The sequence below is a fragment of the Aliinostoc maniaoense genome, from assembly GCF_058172895.1.
In genome coordinates, this window is record NZ_CP187952.1 from 2,698,400 (window position 1) to 2,716,685 (window position 18,286).

15 protein-coding genes are annotated in these 18,286 nt (G+C 41.2%); 5 read left to right on the forward strand and 10 right to left on the reverse strand.

What is annotated here, in order from left to right; genetic code table 11:
• The first annotated feature begins 423 nt into the window (after window positions 1-423).
• Window positions 424-1,488 (forward strand): potassium channel family protein, encoded by a 1,065-nt coding sequence (locus ACPZ3T_RS11900; protein WP_490276482.1) that lies wholly within the window; start codon window positions 424-426, stop codon window positions 1,486-1,488.
• Between the two features lie 209 nt (window positions 1,489-1,697).
• Here the strand turns inward: ACPZ3T_RS11900 and ACPZ3T_RS11905 are convergent, their stop codons facing one another.
• The 4 genes from ACPZ3T_RS11905 to ACPZ3T_RS11920 all read right to left on the reverse strand — a co-directional run bounded on the left by ACPZ3T_RS11905 (window position 1,698) and on the right by ACPZ3T_RS11920 (window position 6,439).
• Entirely contained in the window at window positions 1,698-3,407 is a 1,710-nt protein-coding gene (locus ACPZ3T_RS11905) for an NAD+ synthase (protein ID WP_490276484.1), read from the reverse strand.
• A 132-nt stretch (window positions 3,408-3,539) separates the two neighbouring features.
• Window positions 3,540-4,286 (reverse strand): NUDIX hydrolase, encoded by a 747-nt coding sequence (locus tag ACPZ3T_RS11910; protein ID WP_490276486.1) that lies wholly within the window; start codon window positions 4,284-4,286, stop codon window positions 3,540-3,542.
• The gene (locus tag ACPZ3T_RS11915) at window positions 4,247-4,849 is read right to left on the reverse strand and encodes a nicotinate-nucleotide adenylyltransferase (RefSeq protein ID WP_490277204.1); all 603 of its coding nucleotides are present in this window, start codon (window positions 4,847-4,849) and stop codon (window positions 4,247-4,249) included. The genes ACPZ3T_RS11910 and ACPZ3T_RS11915 overlap by 40 nt, the downstream gene beginning before the upstream one ends.
• 219 nt (window positions 4,850-5,068) lie before the next feature.
• Entirely contained in the window at window positions 5,069-6,439 is a 1,371-nt protein-coding gene (locus tag ACPZ3T_RS11920) for a nicotinate phosphoribosyltransferase (protein ID WP_490276488.1), read from the reverse strand.
• Between the two features lie 572 nt (window positions 6,440-7,011).
• Between ACPZ3T_RS11920 and ACPZ3T_RS11925 the strand changes: the two genes are divergently transcribed.
• A complete protein-coding gene (locus ACPZ3T_RS11925) occupies window positions 7,012-7,164 on the forward strand; it encodes a hypothetical protein (protein WP_490276490.1) in 153 nt (50 codons plus the stop codon).
• Between the two features lie 402 nt (window positions 7,165-7,566).
• On the opposite strand, the gene ACPZ3T_RS11930 is transcribed toward ACPZ3T_RS11925, so the two are convergent.
• Complete coding sequence (locus tag ACPZ3T_RS11930) at window positions 7,567-8,256, reverse strand: haloacid dehalogenase type II (RefSeq protein WP_490276492.1); 690 nt, start codon at window positions 8,254-8,256, stop codon at window positions 7,567-7,569.
• A gap of 496 nt (window positions 8,257-8,752) precedes the next feature.
• Between ACPZ3T_RS11930 and ACPZ3T_RS11935 the strand changes: the two genes are divergently transcribed.
• On the forward strand, window positions 8,753-9,253 hold the full coding sequence (locus ACPZ3T_RS11935; RefSeq protein WP_490276494.1) for a sterol desaturase family protein: 501 nt from the start codon (window positions 8,753-8,755) through the stop codon (window positions 9,251-9,253).
• 291 nt (window positions 9,254-9,544) lie between these two features.
• On the opposite strand, the gene ACPZ3T_RS11940 is transcribed toward ACPZ3T_RS11935, so the two are convergent.
• The 3 genes from ACPZ3T_RS11940 to glyS all read right to left on the reverse strand — a co-directional run bounded on the left by ACPZ3T_RS11940 (window position 9,545) and on the right by glyS (window position 13,674).
• Complete coding sequence (locus ACPZ3T_RS11940) at window positions 9,545-10,075, reverse strand: DUF1622 domain-containing protein (protein WP_490276496.1); 531 nt, start codon at window positions 10,073-10,075, stop codon at window positions 9,545-9,547.
• Entirely contained in the window at window positions 10,072-11,439 is a 1,368-nt protein-coding gene (gene murD / locus ACPZ3T_RS11945) for a UDP-N-acetylmuramoyl-L-alanine--D-glutamate ligase (protein WP_490276498.1), read from the reverse strand. Before murD ends, ACPZ3T_RS11940 begins: the two co-directional genes overlap by 4 nt.
• Window positions 11,440-11,523: 84 nt before the next feature.
• A complete protein-coding gene (gene glyS, locus ACPZ3T_RS11950; protein ID WP_490276500.1) occupies window positions 11,524-13,674 on the reverse strand; it encodes a glycine--tRNA ligase subunit beta in 2,151 nt (716 codons plus the stop codon).
• 639 nt (window positions 13,675-14,313) lie between these two features.
• On the opposite strand from glyS, the gene ACPZ3T_RS11955 reads away from it, so the two are divergent.
• Both ACPZ3T_RS11955 and ACPZ3T_RS11960 read left to right on the forward strand, forming a co-directional pair.
• The gene (locus tag ACPZ3T_RS11955; protein ID WP_490276502.1) at window positions 14,314-15,606 is read left to right on the forward strand and encodes a glycosyltransferase family 4 protein; all 1,293 of its coding nucleotides are present in this window, start codon (window positions 14,314-14,316) and stop codon (window positions 15,604-15,606) included.
• A 182-nt stretch (window positions 15,607-15,788) separates the two neighbouring features.
• Window positions 15,789-16,475 carry a polysaccharide deacetylase family protein gene (locus ACPZ3T_RS11960; RefSeq protein WP_490276504.1) on the forward strand — a complete coding sequence of 229 codons (687 nt, stop codon included), beginning with the start codon at window positions 15,789-15,791 and terminating at the stop codon, window positions 16,473-16,475.
• A 118-nt stretch (window positions 16,476-16,593) separates the two neighbouring features.
• Here the strand turns inward: ACPZ3T_RS11960 and ACPZ3T_RS11965 are convergent, their stop codons facing one another.
• Both ACPZ3T_RS11965 and ACPZ3T_RS11970 read right to left on the reverse strand, forming a co-directional pair.
• Window positions 16,594-16,935 (reverse strand): helix-turn-helix transcriptional regulator, encoded by a 342-nt coding sequence (locus tag ACPZ3T_RS11965; RefSeq protein WP_490276506.1) that lies wholly within the window; start codon window positions 16,933-16,935, stop codon window positions 16,594-16,596.
• Between the two features lie 316 nt (window positions 16,936-17,251).
• The gene (locus ACPZ3T_RS11970) at window positions 17,252-17,695 is read right to left on the reverse strand and encodes a PIN domain-containing protein (protein WP_490276508.1); all 444 of its coding nucleotides are present in this window, start codon (window positions 17,693-17,695) and stop codon (window positions 17,252-17,254) included.
• Window positions 17,696-18,286 lie beyond the last annotated feature (591 nt).

The following is an 18,286-nucleotide window of genomic DNA, read 5'->3' on the forward strand; positions in this document are numbered from 1 at the left end:
TTACTTACTAGTTTCCTAGAAATTCTGCAAAATTGCTTTGGATTTACGATATGAAAGCAGGGTAAGAAAAATCACTAACCTTAAGTCGGGGGAACAGGGGCTAGGGTGTACACACAAGTTATCTGATCCCCCTAAATCCACGCCACTTGCTTCAAGTCGGCAAAGCCGCCCAACGCAGTGGCTCCCCTTAAAAAGGGGGACTTTGATTCTTGTTCCCCCCTTTTTTAAGGGGGGCTAGGGGGGAGCAAGTCACATTTTGCACTCAGCACAAAGATGTGTGTACACAGTAGGGGAACAGGGGACGGGGAACGGCACGGGAACTTAATTTTCCCCTCTGCTCCCTGCCCCTCTGCCCCCTGCCTCTGATCCACTTGGGTCTAACATTATATATGCTCAAAGCATGAACAGTGGTGAAATATAACTTTGTATTCAACTCTTGAGCAAAAGTACCGACGGATTCAAAAAGAGTTAATGGCTGGAACGATCGCACTTGGCGGTGTGTTCTTGCTTGGCACTTTGTGGTACAAATTTGTAGAGGGGTGGTCATGGGAAGATGCCGCTTACATGACTGTGATTACCTTAGCTACTGTCGGATTTAGTGAAACACATCCTTTAGGTAGCCGTGGCCGCTTGTTTACCATTGCCTTGATTTTGTTGGGTGTGGTCAATATCGGTTACATTGTCAACAGATTTACAGAAGCGATTATTCAAGGCTACTTTCAACAGGGGATTCGACTACGACAACAGAGGCGGTTAATGGAATCTCTTTTTGGACATTACATCATTTGTGGATTTAGTCGGACTGGGCGACAAATCGCTAAGGAGTTCCGCGCCGAAGGTGTGCAGTTTGTGGTGATTGATTCTGAACCGGAATCTATAGAAAGAGCGCAAAATGAGGGTTACATAGCTTATCAAGGGGACGCTACTCTCGATGATTCCTTGCTGAAAGTGGGAATTGAGCGAGCTATTTGTATAGTTGCTGCTCTCCCTTCCGATGCCGAAAATTTATATACTGTGTTATCTGCCAAAACTTTGAATCCGAGAATTAGAGCGATCGCACGGGCAAGTACAGAGGAAGCGTTACAAAAATTACAACGTGGTGGTGCAGATGCAGTAATTTCACCATATATAACTGGGGGCAAGAGAATGGCAGCTGCCGCCCTCAGACCACAGATTTTAGACTTTGTAGATGGGATTTTGACAGGTGCAGACCGCCAACTTTACATGGAAGAATTTTTACTTGACCCGGCGTTTTGTCCGTTTGTGGGGCAAACCTTGCAAAAAGCCAAACTGCGATCGCAAACTGGCGCGTTAGTTCTAGCGATTCGCCGTCTTGATGGTAATCTCATTGGAGGCCCCACTGGGGACACAATTTTAATGCCAGGAGATACCCTCATTTGTATGGGTACAGCCGAACAACTCCGCAGCCTCAACCAAGTTCTCGGCCCTATTAATTCCCAGCATTTACGTAAACCAAAAAATAGTTAAATCAATTCACCAACCCCTTCGGGGTACGGAATAGGGTTGAAGCAACAGGCAACAGTGAGGATTGCAACTTCAAGTATTGATTAGCTCGTTCTCTCCTGTCCCAAAAACCAGAGGGTATGAAGCCCCGTATTTAAAGACGAGTGTTTTGGGCGAGGTCTAAATCCTGCCCTGTTCCCTATTCTCTGTTCCCTGTTCCCTTTTGAAATGGACTAAACAGTAGAAGTTGAGACGGCTTTCGGTTGATAGGTGTTTTTAATGGCACTCCAGTTACTCGCAATTGGCATTCGCCAACCTGTGCCAAAGGCGCGGTCGGTGATTTTTAGTCCTGGGGGTGCTTGTCGGCGTTTAAATTCTGCTCGTGCTAACATTTGGATGATTCTTTCGACAACTGTAGAATCATGTCCGGCGGCGACGATTTGGGGTACTGATTGGTGTTCATTAATCAGGCGTTGCAAAATATCATCTAAAATTTCGTAGGGTGGTAGGGAATCTTGGTCAACTTGTCCGGGTTTGAGTTCTGCGCTTGGTGCTTTGGTGATGACGTTTTGGGGGATGATTTCACTGTTGTGGTTTAGCCAGTTGCAGAGTGAATAAACACGGGTTTTGGGAACGTCTGCAATGACTGCTAACCCGCCATTCATGTCACCGTAGAGGGTGCAGTAACCAACTGCCATTTCGGATTTATTGCCGGTGGATAATAAAAGATAGCCAAATTTATTAGCGATCGCCATTAATAAATTACCGCGAATCCGGGATTGAATATTTTCCTCAGCAATACCAAACTCTGTACCTGCAAACAAATCAGCCAAGCTGTTGTCAAAACTCTGCATTAATTCCCCTATCGGTATGGTTTGGGTTTGTATCCCCAAATTTTTCGCTAATGCTAAAGCGTCGCTGATGGAATGTGGGGAACTGTAGGGGGAAGGCATCAGTACACCGAGGACATTTTCTTGACCTAAAGCTGCGGTAGCGATCGCTGCTACTAATGAGGAATCTATCCCGCCACTTAACCCCAATATTACCTTAGAAAAACGGCATTTTTGGGCATAATCCCGCACTCCCAAAACTAAGGCGTGCCAAATTTCTTCCTCTTCTGAGGTGTATGCTGGCACAACAGCACTTAATTGTAAATCTCGTTTATCTGTATCAAATTCTACTGTAACTAAATCGCTAACAAAACCACTGGCGCGACATATCACTTCACCTTGACGATTGACAGCAAAGCTACAACCATCAAAAATTAAATCGTCGTTACCGCCGACTTGGTTAGTATAAATTATCGGTTGCTGGAAACGCACCGCACTATGTTTGAGCATTTCCTCCCGACTGCGTTGTTTACCCACGGTGTAGGGAGACGCAGATAAATTGACAATTAAATCTACACCCAAAATTGATAAATCAGCGATGGGATTAGCAGCATAATTGCGTTTGCCCCAAAATTCCTCATCGTTCCATAAATCTTCGCAAATTGTTACGCCAATATCAATATTATCTAGGGTGAAATAGTTAGCTTGCAGTCCAGGTTCAAAATAACGATTTTCATCAAATACATCATAAGTTGGTAATAATCGTTTATAAAAAAATTGTTTTATATTCCCGTTTTCTAATAAAACAATACTGTTATATAAAGTTTTACCGCCTGTAATATGGGCTTGTAAATTTTGTTGGACTGTCCCAACTAACACAGCTAAATTACTAGGTAAATCCCTAGCTAATTGCTGTAAAGTCATATTCATAGCGTCCACAAAACTAGGATTTAATAATAAATCTCTAGGAGGATAACCACATAAAGAAAGTTCAGGAGTTAACAACAGTCGCGCCCCTTGTTTAACAGCCTGCTGTGCCATCTCCAGAATTTTTTGAGCATTACCAGACAAGTCACCAATTATAGGATTAAGTTGAGCGATCGCAATTTTCATAGTTTAGTTATTAGGGGATTGGGCATGGGGCATGGGGCAGAAAAGAGTCAAAAATCAAAAATTCTTTAATTTTGAATTTTGAATTTTGAATTTTGAATTTTGAATTTTGAATTTATTTGCCCCTACACCCCCTTAAATAAACACCAAGGGTTTATCTTTGAAGGGTGCAAATGCTGCGGCATCAAATTTATATAAACTGGCGGGACGACCTGCGCCCCGTGATACTTTGATGCCTGTATCAGATAAAAATCCTAACTTGAGGAGACGCGCTCGAAAATTAGAATAATCAGAGAAGTTATCGCCTAAAACTGTGGTGTATAACTGATATAAATCATTTAAAGTAAACATTTCTGGTAATACGTCAAAAGCTACGGGACTGTACTCTAATTTATTGCGTAACCTTCTATGTCCATAAGCCAAAATTTCATTATGATCAAAAGCTAATTTTGGCACTTGCTTGACTGGATACCAAGCAATACCAGTAACACCATCAGCAATTAATTCTGCTTCTTCAAATCTCACCAGGGCAAAATAACTTACTGATAAATAACGCACGCCATAACTACCAGTTTCTTCTCTGGGGTCACGCTCTGGGCCGCCAAAGGTATACAACTGTTCTAAATAAAGATTATTTACCTTAATTTTCTCCGCCATAATGCGATAAGCAGCATCTTCTAAAGACTCTCCTTGACGTACTAAAGTACCAGGAAGACTCCATTGATTTAAAAATGGTTCTTGCTGTCGCATGACTAAGAGAACTAAGAGGCGATTCTGTACAGTATCTACAGAAAAAATTACATTATCAACACCTACTTTGAAATCAGCCAAAGGTTGTTGATTTAGCGGAGTTGAAATTTTTTTGTGGTTGCGTCCGGGCATTTGTACAAATGCTGTTGATTAATATAAGCAGCGATAGGGGGAATAAGGGCTTCAGTGTTTCCATGTTCACGATAGGCTGTGGAGGAGACATCTAAACCAGTTAAACTGGCGATCGCAATTTTTCCTCCCAGTGCTTCCACGGCTTCTAAGCTAGACTGATCTATCTCATATCCCGGTCGTGGCACAATCAACAATTGCACTTGCTGTAATAATTCTTCAATTCGATACCAGCGTGGTAACTGATGCAGTAAATCTGAACCAATTACTAAGGTGTAGTCAGTATCCTCACCCCACCGCAGTTTAGCTTTATACAATGTTTCCAAGGTTCTAAAGCTACTCAATTCCTGTTCTAAAGCAATATTTTGTTTGGGTGCTTCTATATCTGTAATCAACAACCGCAGCATCGCCGCCCGATGCGCTAACAGTGTTTGATGAGATTTAAAAGGATTATCAGCAGCCCAAACCGCCACCCAATCATAACGTTCAGACAACCACCGCAGAATCTTTTGATGTCCTGCGGTTGGGGGATCGGCACTAGTACCAAATAAAGCGATTTTTTTCATAAGAATTGGGAATTGGGAATTGGGCATCGGGCATCGGGCATCGGGCATCGGGCATCGGGCATGGGGAATTGGGAATTGGGCATGGGGCATTGGGAATTGGGCATTGGGTAAAATCTTCTTTGTCTACCTTGTCTACCTTGTCTACCTTGTCTACCTTGTCTACCTTGCCCCCTACACCCCTACACCCCTACACCCCTACACCCCTACACCCCTACACCCCTACACCCCCACACCCTTAGTCAACTCTGCCAACGTGGGTGAAATTTCCACATTTAAGGCAATAGGATGCTCTAGTTGTCTGGTTTTTTCTGGTAAACTTGCTACGGAAGCGGCTGTACGTTGGCGAATTGCGGCTAAGGTTTCTGGTGGTTGCAGTCTTTCACCCTCTTTCATTACTAATTGCAATAAGGGTTTTTCTGTAGAGAGGGGAGTGTCTGTTGCTAATCCCAATCTGTCGGCTTTGATTTGGCTGCCTGTAAATGACCGAAAAACTTGTTTGCGTCCTGGATATGTGGTTTTACCAGTGGATTTTTTCATGACGGGGATACCGTCAATTTCTACGAGTTTATAAACTCCGTTGACTGGTGTACCTGTAACTAATTTCGTTCCTAGTCCGTAGCCATCTATTTCTGCTCCGGCGGCTTTGAGTCTGGCGATTTCCCACTCGTCTAAGTCGCCGCTACCAAAAATTGTCACACCGGGCAGGAGCGATCGCACTTGTTGTGATAAATTTACCAAGTCTCCAGAGTCTAGCCTTACCCCTGTTAATTCCATCTCTCCGGCATTGACTTTTTCTGCTAAGTGTTGCGCCGCCGCCACGGTATCATAAGTATCAATTAATAATGGCGCACCGGGAAAATAACGATGAAATGCGGTAAAGGCTTGTGCTTCACTTCCTTCCATAGCTGACAATGCCATAACTAAGGCATGAGCCATCGTACCACTAGGTTGCTCCCCTAGTTGTAATGCGGCTAACACATTGGAAGTAGAGTCTAAACCCCCGGCTAATGCTGCCCGTGCTGCCCACAATGAGGCTTGGGGACTAAATGCCCTTCTTGTACCAAATTCCAGCAATCTGGCGTTATTTCCTGCAATATCCCGCAGCCGTGCGGCTTTGGTAGCTATCAGGGTTTGGTAGTTGAGGGTATTTAATAGATAGGTTTCGACTAATTGCGCTTGCCATAGGGGAGCTTCTACCCTTAATAATGGCTCGTTAGCAAAGACAGCTGTCCCTTCTGGTACTGCCCACACATCCCCAGTAAATCGTCCTTCTGCCAGCAATGACCAAAAGCGATCGCCTGCTTGGGCAAAAATCCCTGTGGCTTGTAAGGCGGCTATCTGTTCAGGGCTAAAACGCAGATTTTCTAAATATTCCAATGCTTGCGCCAAGCCCATCGCAATTAAATAACCAAAACCTTCAGGCGATCGCCTCACGAATAACTCAAAGCTAGCCCGCCGTTGTTCCACACCTTCCCCCGTGTAACAAGCTGTCATTGTTAACTGGTAAAGGTCTGTCAACAGGCTGTAGTCCGCCGCAGAGATATCTAATTTTGGTTTCTGGTGCTTATCCCAGACTGGGAAAGGTGTCATACCAGAGTTTCCTTACACGAATGGTGCTTTTCATTATGGTAGAATTTACCATAAATAATGTCAAGCACAAAAAGTATGAGTTTGTAAGTTGACGGAAATGTAGTATTTATATGGCTTGCAATGTTTTCTTAAACTATTAATTAACTTTCCTTAATGGTTAATTTCATCAAAAATTGATAAATAAGCCCATGAATATCAAGAAACCTTTTGGAGAAATATAGGATTGCAAAATTTTTCTATCTCAGGTGATAGGCTGTTAACTAAGCTAGTAGTAAGGACTTTAGTCCTTGATTTGAGGGCTAAAGCCCTGACTACAAACACCGCCAAGTTTGCTTGGTGAACTATTAGCAGTCAACACCAAACAAAAAAAGATAGCTGATGGCAATAACCCGCGATTTTTGATTAAGATAGACATAGAAATTAATAACTTGTAAATCAAGTGAAGTATTGCAAAGCTAACTAAAAAACTGTTGCATATATTGTCAATATATTGAGAACACAATCTAGAAGAATTAATCAGGATTAAAGTAGAGACACCAAGATAGATTGGCTCAAAAAGGAGTCTAAATATTATGGCTATTTCCAGAATAATTGCTAGCATTACTCAGTATATTTCTGAAGCCGTAATGCGGATCTTTGGCCCTACCGATGATGCTTATCCTAATACTGGCGTACAACCTTTTACGGGTGAGCCTTACAAAAAGGATGCTGCTGAAAATTGGTAAATGTTAGTGCAACCCGTCATCTGTATATTTGGCAAATTGCCAACACAGATAAGCACAGATTTATAATCTGGGCTTATCTATTTTTTTAATTACGCAAGTGTCACAATAGATGATTGGTGCGTGACTGTCTTTAAGTAATAAGTTATAAGCTATAAGTTATAGCGATTTCCAGTTAAGTGAGGTACAGATAATATTTTGAAACGCAGAGGAACGCAAAGTAAAGCGCAGAGGTACGCAGAGATTTGTACCTCAGCAGATTAGGAAACGCTATATTACTTATTACTTATAAGTCATAGAATTTACTCAAAACTCATTACTTATTACTCATTACTCATTACTCATTACTCATTACTCATTACTCATTACTTATTTAACACAACCATCTAAATATCAACATCAATTTCACAAATAACCAAGCAGACTCTGTAAATCTGGAACTTCTAAATCAGGTTTACCTGTAGATGGCAGAGTAGCACCAGAACCTTGTTTTCCGGCTCTCCTATTCACCCAAACTGTTGATAATCCTAATGATTTAGCTGGAATAATATCATGATACACACTAGCAGCAATATGCAATATTTCCTTTTGGGGTAAACCAATTTTTTCGATGGCTTGTCTGAAATTATTCAAAGATGGTTTATAGGATTTTAGCTGTTGTGCTGTGATGATATCATCAAATGCAACCTCTAATTTATTAGCAGAGAAAGCAAATAAATCGTCATCTATATTAGAAATAATTACTAAATGAAACCTTTGCTTGAGCAATTTCAAAGCTGCAACTGTATCAGCAAAAGGTTGCCAATATTGAATTGAGTTAGCCAGTGCATTTATTTCTGTTTCTGTGGGGTTAAAAGCAAACTTTTCACCAAACTTCTGCACTACTCCCTTCAAAACTTCTCGATAGTTAATATATTCTCCCTGTTCTAACTCTGATTCAAATTCAGCGAAATATTGGAGAATTGTATCTTCATCTAAATTGAGATGGTGATTAATGACAATTGGTTGAAATGCCGTTAATATTCCCGTTTCCCAGTCAATGAGCGTGCCATAGCAATCAAAAGTTATAGCTTTGTACTGACTAAAATTTATCATAAGTGTCAATATGTTATATGTGATAAAAAGTTTGTAGTAAGGACTTTAGTCCTTAAAGTTTAATTAGAGAATATCTAAAAAACCTTAACCTAAATTTGTACTATTTTTAACTCATTCTTTGCTTATAGTGTATCGCTTCATCAGAAGATTGGGAAGTAACCATAACATATTACGGTAAGTCTATCCGTTTTTAGATGTATCAACTTCATCAAATCCAAGTCAAATGTCAGATTCCAAGCTCGCAAAAGTTAATATTCTCTACATTGAGGATTGTAGATTCATAAGAATACAACTTTCTCAATTACTTTTGTGTTGAGCTAAATTCAGCTATAGCAATTTTAAGTTATTTGTGAGAGACAAGAAACCTCATGGATTCAACATCTTCATAAATCGAAATAAGATTGCTACACAATGCAGATGAATTATTGTAAATCAGTCTCTGCATTGAGCAAGGTATTGTTTTGTGGTGTTTGCTTACTGAAATCGAGGAGTAGAAATGCTTGAGGCTATCGCTATTGCCTGGCTGTTATTATTTTTTGGTGATTTTTTATCAACATTTGTTTATCATGTACCAGAACACGTTTTTGGTAGCCTCCACTTGAAAACGCACCACTCATGGAAGAAAGATTTTCGCCATTATGCAATTTTGACATGGAATATTCAGGTGCTTTTAGATGGTATTTTGGGAGCTTTACCATATCTATTGGTAGCTGTATTTCTGTGGAGCTTTTCTCCCATTGGTGTAATTTTAGGCTTGTTATTGGGTCAATTTCATGTGTGGTGGAGACATATTAGTGTCTTAGGTTGGCAAACTCCAAAACCCATCAATTTTTTGTGCCAAATTCTGTTTATCACTACTCCTGAAAGACATTGGTTACATCACCAAAAAACTAATCTAGGTTTTGGCGATATCTTTACCTTTTTTGAAAAACCTGCACAAATTTGGTTACGCTGGTTAAGACTAATTAGGTTAAATAGACGTTACTTAGGTATTTAGGGACTCCCATATCCAAAAATATCTAATAGCAATTCTCCAAAATAAAGCTACACATAGACAGCAGGGGGCAGGGGAGACAAGGGAGACGAGGAAGACAAGGGAGACAAGGGAGACAAGGGAGACAAGGGAGACAAGGGAGACAAGGGAGACAAGGGAGACAAGGGAGACAAGGGGGCAGGGGAGCAGGGGAGCAGGGGGAAAATCTCATGCCCCATGCCCCATGCCCTATGCCCCATGCCCCATGCCCATTTTCAAGCTAGAAAGTCAATCTAAAATCCAAAATTGATTGATTCATTCTGCTCCTGTTTGATGTTCATCAAATTGATGGGAATTATGAATATTTTCTCTACTAGTAAAACGAGTTTGTTCTACTTGCTTAATCTCACGTTCTAAGAAGTAGTTCAAGAGAGTTCTTAATAACACAATTGCCCCCAAATTTAAGATGTCTTGGCGTGTAGGTGCAACTGCCGTCCTTAAAATATCACTAGCAACAGTAAATTCTAATCCTAATGTTAATGACCTGCCTAATTTCAGACGTATTAATTCAGTAGAATCAATATGTTGTCTGGAGCGAGAAAATATTTGCCGTAAATAAAGCACAATACCACGAATTACCGCTAGTCCAATTACTAAAGCGGCGGCAATTTCTGCTGTTGCGGCTAAGTAGCTAACAATTAGCTTTAGCCATGATTCTAAAGGAATTTGAGAATCTGCTGGTGTTTCAACTTGTCCGACATTGATATTTAAAATTAGCACTAACCCGAAAATTAATGCTAAAGGAAGCAAAAGATTAACTAATTCTAGTAATGACTCCCGCTTCATTTGAAGTATTGTAAACACAATTGTCGAAAGCGATCGCCCCGCACTTCAAAATTAGGATATTGGTCAAAGCTAGCGCAGGCGGGAGATAGTAATACTACAGACGCTTGATGTTGTTTCGCCAACTCTCCACTTCTGGGTATAGCATTTTCCATTGTTTCAACAATTTCATAATTGCTATAGCCTATCTCTTGCAGAAGTTGAGCAAAGGCTGGGGCAGCTGCACCAATTAACAACACAGCCGCTGCTTTAGCTTGTATACTAGCTAACCATGCCTTATCATCCCCTGGTTTGGCTTCACCACCAGCAATTAACACTACTGGACTACTCACAGATGCTAGTCCCACTTCCGCCGCATCGTAGTTAGTGGCTTTGCTGTCGTTAATAAAATCAATGCCTTCCCAAGTGCAGATATGCTCTAAGCGGTGGGGAACGCCGGGGAATTGTCGCACGGCGTTATCTATCGCCTCTGGCGCAATTCCTGCTAATCTGGCTACAGCTACAGACATCAGCAGATTTTGTTGGTTATGCCCTCCTACCATCCGCAAAGCTGAGGCTTCAATAATTCTTTGGGGTGTAGCATCGGCTTGTAACTGCTCGACTACCCAACCATCCTCAATATAAAAGCCTTTTTCCCCAAGCAAAAATTCTTTACCTTTGACACTTGTCCAGTAAGCATCCGGCCAGTGACTCAAACCTACTTTGTTGAGGTAAGCATCATCGCCATTAAAAACTTGCAATTGCGACTGGCGTAACAACTTGGCTTTAATATTGTAATAATTTTCTAGGGTTTTATGGCGTGCTAAATGATCTGGGGTGAAAGTTGTCCAGACACTAATGTGAGGCGCGAGAGCAACGGAAGATTCGATTTGATAACTGCTCATTTCCCCAATTACCCAATCTGGGGCTTTCTCTGCTAACGCTACTTCACAAGCAGCGTAGCCGATATTGCCGCAGGCTGGGGCATCAAATCCCGCCGCTTGAAAGATGGCTGCAATTAAAGCGGTGGTGGTAGTTTTACCGTTAGTGCCGGTGATTCCCACCCAAGGAAGTTGATGGAGATGTCGCCAAGCTAATTCCATTTCGCCGATTGTTTCTATGCCCAGTTCACGCGCTTGGACTAACGCTGTTATGTCCCAAGGCACACCAGGACTAACAACAATTAAATCGGGTAAATCAGCAGGATCTAATTCTAGTGAAACCCCCAATTTAACTGTAATTTGTTCCTCGGCAAGTGCTTGTTGCTGATAGAGAAGGATTTCGGAGGTGTTGCGGTCAGTGAGCATCACCTCCCAACCTTCCCGTTTCAACAATCTCGCCGCAGCAATACCGGACTTTCCTAATCCAATGACATGAGCTTTGGACATAGACTGTGGCAGAGTTCCCTGGTTAAGCACTCATTATGTTATCGCTAATTGGCAAAAATTAACACCATCTTTTGTTGCTTTAAACTACAGATTTTTTACAATTGCCCCAAAGTCAGCTAACACACGGGCATGATTTCGCAATAATCCCAGTAAATTCAACCTATTGCGTTTAATATCTGGGTTAGGGTCAATCACTAAGACGCTATCTGCACCGTCAAAGAAATTGCTAACTGTGGGTGCAATTTCTACTAATCCCGCTACTAACAGTTGATAATTGCGTGATTGTTGTGCGGCTTGGGTTTGGGGTACTAATTTGACTAAAGCTTCGTAAAAGGCTGACTCGGAAGACTTTTGGAATAGTTGGGGATTAACTACGGTACTGGGGTCTAGTTGTTTGGTGTCTAAATCGCCTTGGGCGGCTAGTCTGGTGGAACGGTTGACGGTTTCGTAGATTTTATCTAGTGTACCGTCCTGGCGGATTTGTTGCAGATATAAACTGCGATCGCGCACGTCTAATAAATCCTGTAATGCCCTATCTGTATACTCTGGGTCATTTTCACCCAAGACAGCATTGACTAAATCATAGTCAATTTGTTTTTCTTCTTGCAGCAGGGTACGCACCCGTTGTAAGAAAAAGTCTTGTAAGGCTGTGTTTAATGTGGCTAAGTCTTTATGATATTGCTGGCAGAAATTAGCGGCGACTTGCTCTAACAGGCTGGCTAAATTAATTTGTAAATTTGCTGCCCAGGTAATATTCACTACAGCGTTAGCAGCACGGCGCAAAGCAAAGGGGTCAGACGAACCACTGGGAATTAAGCCTAAACCAAAGATACTGACTAAGGTATCGAGTCTATCGGCTATACCGACTACCTGACCGGTGAGGGTTTGGGGTAGGATGTCATCTGCCCCCCGTGGTAAATAATGTTCAAAAATCGCCGTAGCAACTGCGGTTGATTCTTGGCTAGCGATCGCATATTTTTGTCCCATAATTCCCTGTAACTCTGGGAACTCAAACACCATTTGGGTTACTAAGTCGGCTTTACATAATAATGCCCCTCTTTGGATGTTTTGGCGATCGCTGGCATTTAATTGCAGTTGTGTAGCAATTTGTCCGGCAATATTAACTATGCGGTCTACTTTGGCACGTAAAGACCCCAAATCTTCTTGAAAGGTGACGGTTTCTAGTTGGGGTAAATAATCTTCCAAAGCTTTGGATAAATCAGATTTATAGAAAAACTGTCCATCTGCTAACCTAGCTCTAATTACCCGCTCATTCCCCACAGCGATAATCTCGGCTTTATTGGGGTCGCCATTACTGACGGTAATAAAATAAGCTTGCAGTTCCGTTGTACTACCTAGTTGAAATACAGGGAAATAACGCTGGTGACTCACCATCACCGTGGTAATTACTTCTGTAGGTAAGGCTAAAAATTCCGGTTCAAATTTACCCACCACTGCGGAAGGCCATTCTACTAAGTTCGTCACCTCCTCCAATAAGTCGGGGTACATTTGGGTACTACCGTTTAATTTTTCTACTGCTGCTTGTACTTGTTGTTGAATTAAGTTGGTGCGTTCTTGGGGGTCTACAACTACGTAAGCATCATGCAGAGTTTTAACGTAGGCTAGAGCGTTGTCAATGGTGACTGGTGCGGGGTGTAAAACTCGATGACCATACGAAATGCGATCGCTTTTAATTGTAATTGCACCATTTTCTAATTCAATGGGCAGCACTGTCTCATCTAATAAACTCACTAGCCAGCGAATGGGACGAGAAAATCTCATATCCCCATCCCCCCAACGCATCAACCGCTTACCCTCTAATTTATTAATCCATTCGGGAACAAGTTCTGTTAATATATCCGCCACAGGACGACCAGGAATACTTTTTTGGACAAAGATAAAATCCCCTTTCTCCGTGGGGCGAACTTCTAACGCCTCTATTGCCACACCTTGCTTTTTGGCAAAGCCTAGGGCGGCTGCTGTGGGTTTACCATCTTTAAATGCTGCTTGGGCGGGTGGGCCTTTAATTTCTTCTTCCCTATCTGGTTGCTGGGATGGTAAGCCTGTAATGAGTACCGCCAACCGTCGGGGTGTACCGTAAACTGCCACAGATTCACTATTGAGGCTATGAGCTGCTAAACTCTCAGGAATAAGCGATCGCCACTGTGCAGTAGCACCACTCAAAAAGCTTGCAGGTAGTTCTTCTGTACCAACTTCTAATAAAAATGCCGCCATAGGACTTGTGTTTTTAACGTTGCGTAGCTTAACTTTCTTGGTCAATTCCAACAGTGTACCTTGCCTCAACACTGCCGTAGACTATGCCAAGCTACGAACTCTCAAAAGGCAACAGGAAATGCCTATCAATCAATTTCAGTAGATGACAAAGTTCTCTGTTTAGGCTGGGTGTGGCTGAGTGGGTGTCAGGTGTCAGCGCAACACAATTCATATCTAACAGCCTAAAACTTTTAATATTTACGTGAAAATTTGCCCAAAAGTTTAAAGATTTCATGAATAGACCGTAAAAACCCTCAGAAATAGTGAATATAAAGCTACAATTTCCTGTGAGGGCGGACTGATGATATAAAGCAACGATATCAACACACTGAAAAATCTATGGTTTTGATGACTTCATAAGATGTCAAGATAAAACTCATCATTTTCAAGTTATTAACAGGGATTGATATTTTTACTTGTATGTGCATCCTCTGAAACAGCAGGTAAGCTATTAAGCCTTGAAATTACTGAGTCATTAATGAAGGCTCTTAACTATTGACTGTTAACAGTTAACAGCCAAAAGGGAAAGGTATGCTTTCTTAGTGCAGGACAAGACTGCATATTTTTTTCAGGCTGACCTAGAAAATTCATCTACAGCTCATGCAAATTCTGATTTATTCTTACAACTACTATCCAGAACCGATTGGTATTGCGCCTCTCATCACTGAACTAGCAGAAGGTTTAGTAGCCAAAGGTCATCAAGTGCGGGTAATTACAGGAATGCCTAATTATCCCCAACGGCAAATTTACGAAGGATACAGGGGTAAGTGGTACATTACAGAAAAAAAGAATGGTGTCACTATTCAGCGTAGTTATTTAAGAATAAAATCAAAACCCAACCTTATAGATCGGTTGCTTTTAGAATTAAGTTTTATATTTAGCAGTTTGCCGCAAGCTTTTAATGGTAAACGACCTGATGTCATTCTCCTCACAGTACCGCCCCTATTAGTTTCATTACCAGCTATCTTACTCGGTCGTTTGTATAAATGCCCTGTAGTGCTAAATGTACAAGACATCTTACCAGAAGCCGCAATTCGTGTTGGTCTGATGACCAATAAGTTAATGATTCGGGTATGTGAAGCCATAGAGAAATTTGCTTACCGCCATTCTACGAGAATTAGCGTCATCTCCGATGGCTTCTTAGAAAATTTAGTGAATAAGGGAGTCAAACCCCAAAAGATGGTTTGTATTCCCAATTGGGTCAATGTTAACTTCATTCGTCCCCTAGATAAGAATAACCCTTGGAGAACTACTCACCAACTAGATGGTAAATTTGTGGTGATGTACTCTGGTAACATTGCCCTCACACAAGGTTTAGAAACCGTCATCGCCGCCGCCGCTTATTTGCGTCATATTCCAGATATTAGCTTTGTGATTGTAGGCGAATCAACCGCCTTGGCTAGATTACAACAACACTGTCTAGCTTGTGGTGCAGATAACGTTCTACTCCTACCCTTGCAACCTAGAGAACAATTACCCGAAATGTTAGCAACTGCTGATGTAGGGTTGATTGTGCAGAAAAGTAATGTAATTTCTTTTAATATGCCTTCTAAGATTCCACTATTGTTAGCCTCTGGCCGTCCTATAGTGGGTTCAGTACCAGACACAGGCACAGCCGCCAAAGTCATTGGCGAGAGTGGTGGGGGTATCATTGTAGAGCCAGAGTCACCCCAAGCATTAGCCGCAGCAGTGCTAGAGTTATACAATGATTCTGAACTAGCAGCTACGTTAGGATATAAAGGTAGAAATTTTGCTTTAGAGAAATTCTCTTTTGAGCAAGCAATTGAGCATTACGAAGACCTATTTTGTGATCTCGTAGGAAAAAGACGACCAAGTTTAGATAAAATCAACAACTTAACTCAAGAGAAATCAGTCGTAGATATTTCCAAATAACCTATACCCCTGATGTGAATTAGGAAAACCGTCTATCCAATAAATAGTAGGGGCGGGTTAACAAACATCTTTCATGATTAACTTATGATCTCGGTGAACCCACCCCTACAAATATCTAGGTATTCGCAAGATTTGAATTGACATTAGACGTAATTTTGAATTGGAGCGGAGCGACTTGAGTAATGGAATTTGCTCCTATATTCCCCATAGTTTACCGGATTCTGCAACCGACTTTTCCTAATTGTCTGTGGCATGGTAGTGTTGAGACTAAAACAATTGCCCTCACCTTTGATGATGGCCCTCATCCCCAATACACTCCCGAAGTACTAGCAGTTTTAGACCGCTACAAAATCCCCGCTAGCTTTTTTTGGTTAGGTGCTTGTGTCAACCGTTCACCAGCAATTGCCAAAGCAGTTAGCGATCGCGGACACTGGATAGGGTTACATGGTTACGATCATCGCTCTTTTGCTGCCCTCTCACCAACAGACCTCAAAGAAAGTTTAGAAAAAACCCAAGCCGCTATTTATCATGCTTGCGACATCCCACCTGTAAAAGTCCGCGATGTCAGACCCCCCAATGGTTTATTTACACCTAAAACCCTCAAGTTATTCTCCCAATGGGAATACCGTCCCGTAATGTGGAGTGTTGTCCCAGAAGATTGGGTTAGACCAGGAGTACATAAAGTAGTACACCGAGTCATGAAGCAAGTTAAAAATGGCTCATTGATTGTTTTACATGATGGTGCTTGTGGTGGACAAGATGTAGCCGCAACCATCCGAATTGTCATACCTCGCCTGCTACAAGCAGGTTATCAATTTGTGAGTGTTGACCAACTATGGCAACAAACCCAAAACCCACATTTAGAGTAAAACTGTTGATTAACCTTTCATTGATGTAGGTTGTGTGACGCTGCCAAAGTATTTGAACGTAGCAATAAGACTTATAGCGTCACGCACCAACTATAAGATCGAAGTCCCTCAATAGATTTCAGGTGCTTTTTACTTGTGGTTGTTCCTTGACCTCAGTATCGGCAGGATTAACTACAACTGGCTCATGATTGCCTAAAAGCTGATGTAAGTCATTTAATGAGGTAGGTTTGGCTACAGACTCATCTGTTGACTGATTCGTATAGTCTATTAGGTCTTCTACTTGACAATTCAAAGCTTTACAAAACCTAATAATCCTTTCAATATGGTCTGTCCCAGTTCGGCCACTTTCCCAGTTTTGAATAGTGCTTTCAGTCACGCCGACAAGACGGGACAGTTCAAGTTGAGTTAGCCCTGCTTTCTCTCGCAGCAAAGCGATCCTTGGTTTTGGCTTTTGTTTCACAGCTACAGCACTTTTATCTATCTATAGTCGTAGATCCTATCATTAAAGAAAACCTAGGCCTATAAAATTACTAAAAAAGTTTTGTATATTCGTTAAAATATTTTACATAATAGGAATAATCAGGGAACACCACAACATAAATTATCCTGAATTTACAGGGTGGCAGGGTGCGTCAGTATCAAGAAGTTCTAGTTACAGTGAGTGTTTCTCCAACTGACTCAGCCTAAATCTTGAATATTTCTATACTAAATTTATTTATTAAATTTATTTATATTTAAATGCGTTATAGTGGATTAAATATAAAATATCTCTCATTTTAAAGAGATACCTGCAACTGAGTTTCTAGATTAACACGCAACCACAAATCCCTAAAAGACCAAATATAGAAATTATTTACTACACCTTGAAAATTTTCGGGCTGATTAGTAATAATCGCATCCAATTGATAATCTTTAAGACAGACTAGCTCTACAGCAGATTCAAAATCTTTCAAAGGTAATAAACGTGCCGTGTGGATAATACTTTGGTCAACAATACAAATTTTAATCTTTTCTACTAACCAATCAGCTACTGTGTCCGCAATCTGATCATTCTGTAAACAACTAGCATAGGCATAAATTTTCTGCAAACTTACATTTGTCAAATACATTTGAATAGATGAACTTCCCATGTCTAATAATTTGCTAACATCAGGTGTAAACTCAGTGCGATTCATTAAAGCTTCTAATAATAAATCACCATCAATTAAAATACTAAACACTGTGAAACTTTCCTTTACTCAAAGTAGTAATATTTATCTTCGTAACAGTGCGGAGCATCGTTAAGAATTACCTAGGCGTTAGCCTACTTTCCGAAAACGCTACGCAAACCCGTAGGGAATTACGAATTACGAATTACGTAGCTTGCTACTCTCCGAGAACGCTCCGCGAACTCGCTTTGCGAGTATTGCGAATTACAAATTGGTATCACTCCCCTAAAAAGCCCTAAAAACCCGAGTTTCTGAACAAAAGATTAAGGTTTTAAGCGGTATTTGCAAGAAACCCGGTTTTTAACCGAGGTGCAAGATGAGAGTTTACCGCCACCGAGGAGGCTACGCGAACCTACACGGTAGAGGGGATTTTAAATTTTATACGCCCAGTTTGACACTAACTACATACTCCTGAGTTTTTATCTAGTTAATACAACCCCAAGGCATGAGATTTCTGAAATCATTGCCAAATTAGTCAAAAATTAGGCATAAAATATTCGTCGGTATTTAGATATTTATCAATTTCTACTCTTTATTGTCAAAAAGTAGAGAAAATATCTAACTACTGACACTTATTTCACACAGAGTTGTACTGGATGAATA

Coding starts and splice junctions, on each gene's coding strand:
- ACPZ3T_RS11905 (WP_490276484.1), bottom strand. CDS start 3,407: ATGAAAATTGCGATCGCTCAACTTAATCCTATAATTGGTGACTTGTCT.
- ACPZ3T_RS11910 (WP_490276486.1), bottom strand. CDS start 4,286: ATGCCCGGACGCAACCACAAAAAAATTTCAACTCCGCTAAATCAACAA.
- ACPZ3T_RS11915 (WP_490277204.1), bottom strand. CDS start 4,849: ATGAAAAAAATCGCTTTATTTGGTACTAGTGCCGATCCCCCAACCGCA.
- ACPZ3T_RS11920 (WP_490276488.1), bottom strand. CDS start 6,439: ATGACACCTTTCCCAGTCTGGGATAAGCACCAGAAACCAAAATTAGAT.
- ACPZ3T_RS11925 (WP_490276490.1), top strand. CDS start 7,012: ATGGCTATTTCCAGAATAATTGCTAGCATTACTCAGTATATTTCTGAA.
- ACPZ3T_RS11930 (WP_490276492.1), bottom strand. CDS start 8,256: ATGATAAATTTTAGTCAGTACAAAGCTATAACTTTTGATTGCTATGGC.
- ACPZ3T_RS11935 (WP_490276494.1), top strand. CDS start 8,753: ATGCTTGAGGCTATCGCTATTGCCTGGCTGTTATTATTTTTTGGTGAT.
- ACPZ3T_RS11940 (WP_490276496.1), bottom strand. CDS start 10,075: ATGAAGCGGGAGTCATTACTAGAATTAGTTAATCTTTTGCTTCCTTTA.
- murD (WP_490276498.1), bottom strand. CDS start 11,439: ATGTCCAAAGCTCATGTCATTGGATTAGGAAAGTCCGGTATTGCTGCG.
- glyS (WP_490276500.1), bottom strand. CDS start 13,674: ATGGCGGCATTTTTATTAGAAGTTGGTACAGAAGAACTACCTGCAAGC.
- ACPZ3T_RS11955 (WP_490276502.1), top strand. CDS start 14,314: ATGCAAATTCTGATTTATTCTTACAACTACTATCCAGAACCGATTGGT.
- ACPZ3T_RS11960 (WP_490276504.1), top strand. CDS start 15,789: ATGGAATTTGCTCCTATATTCCCCATAGTTTACCGGATTCTGCAACCG.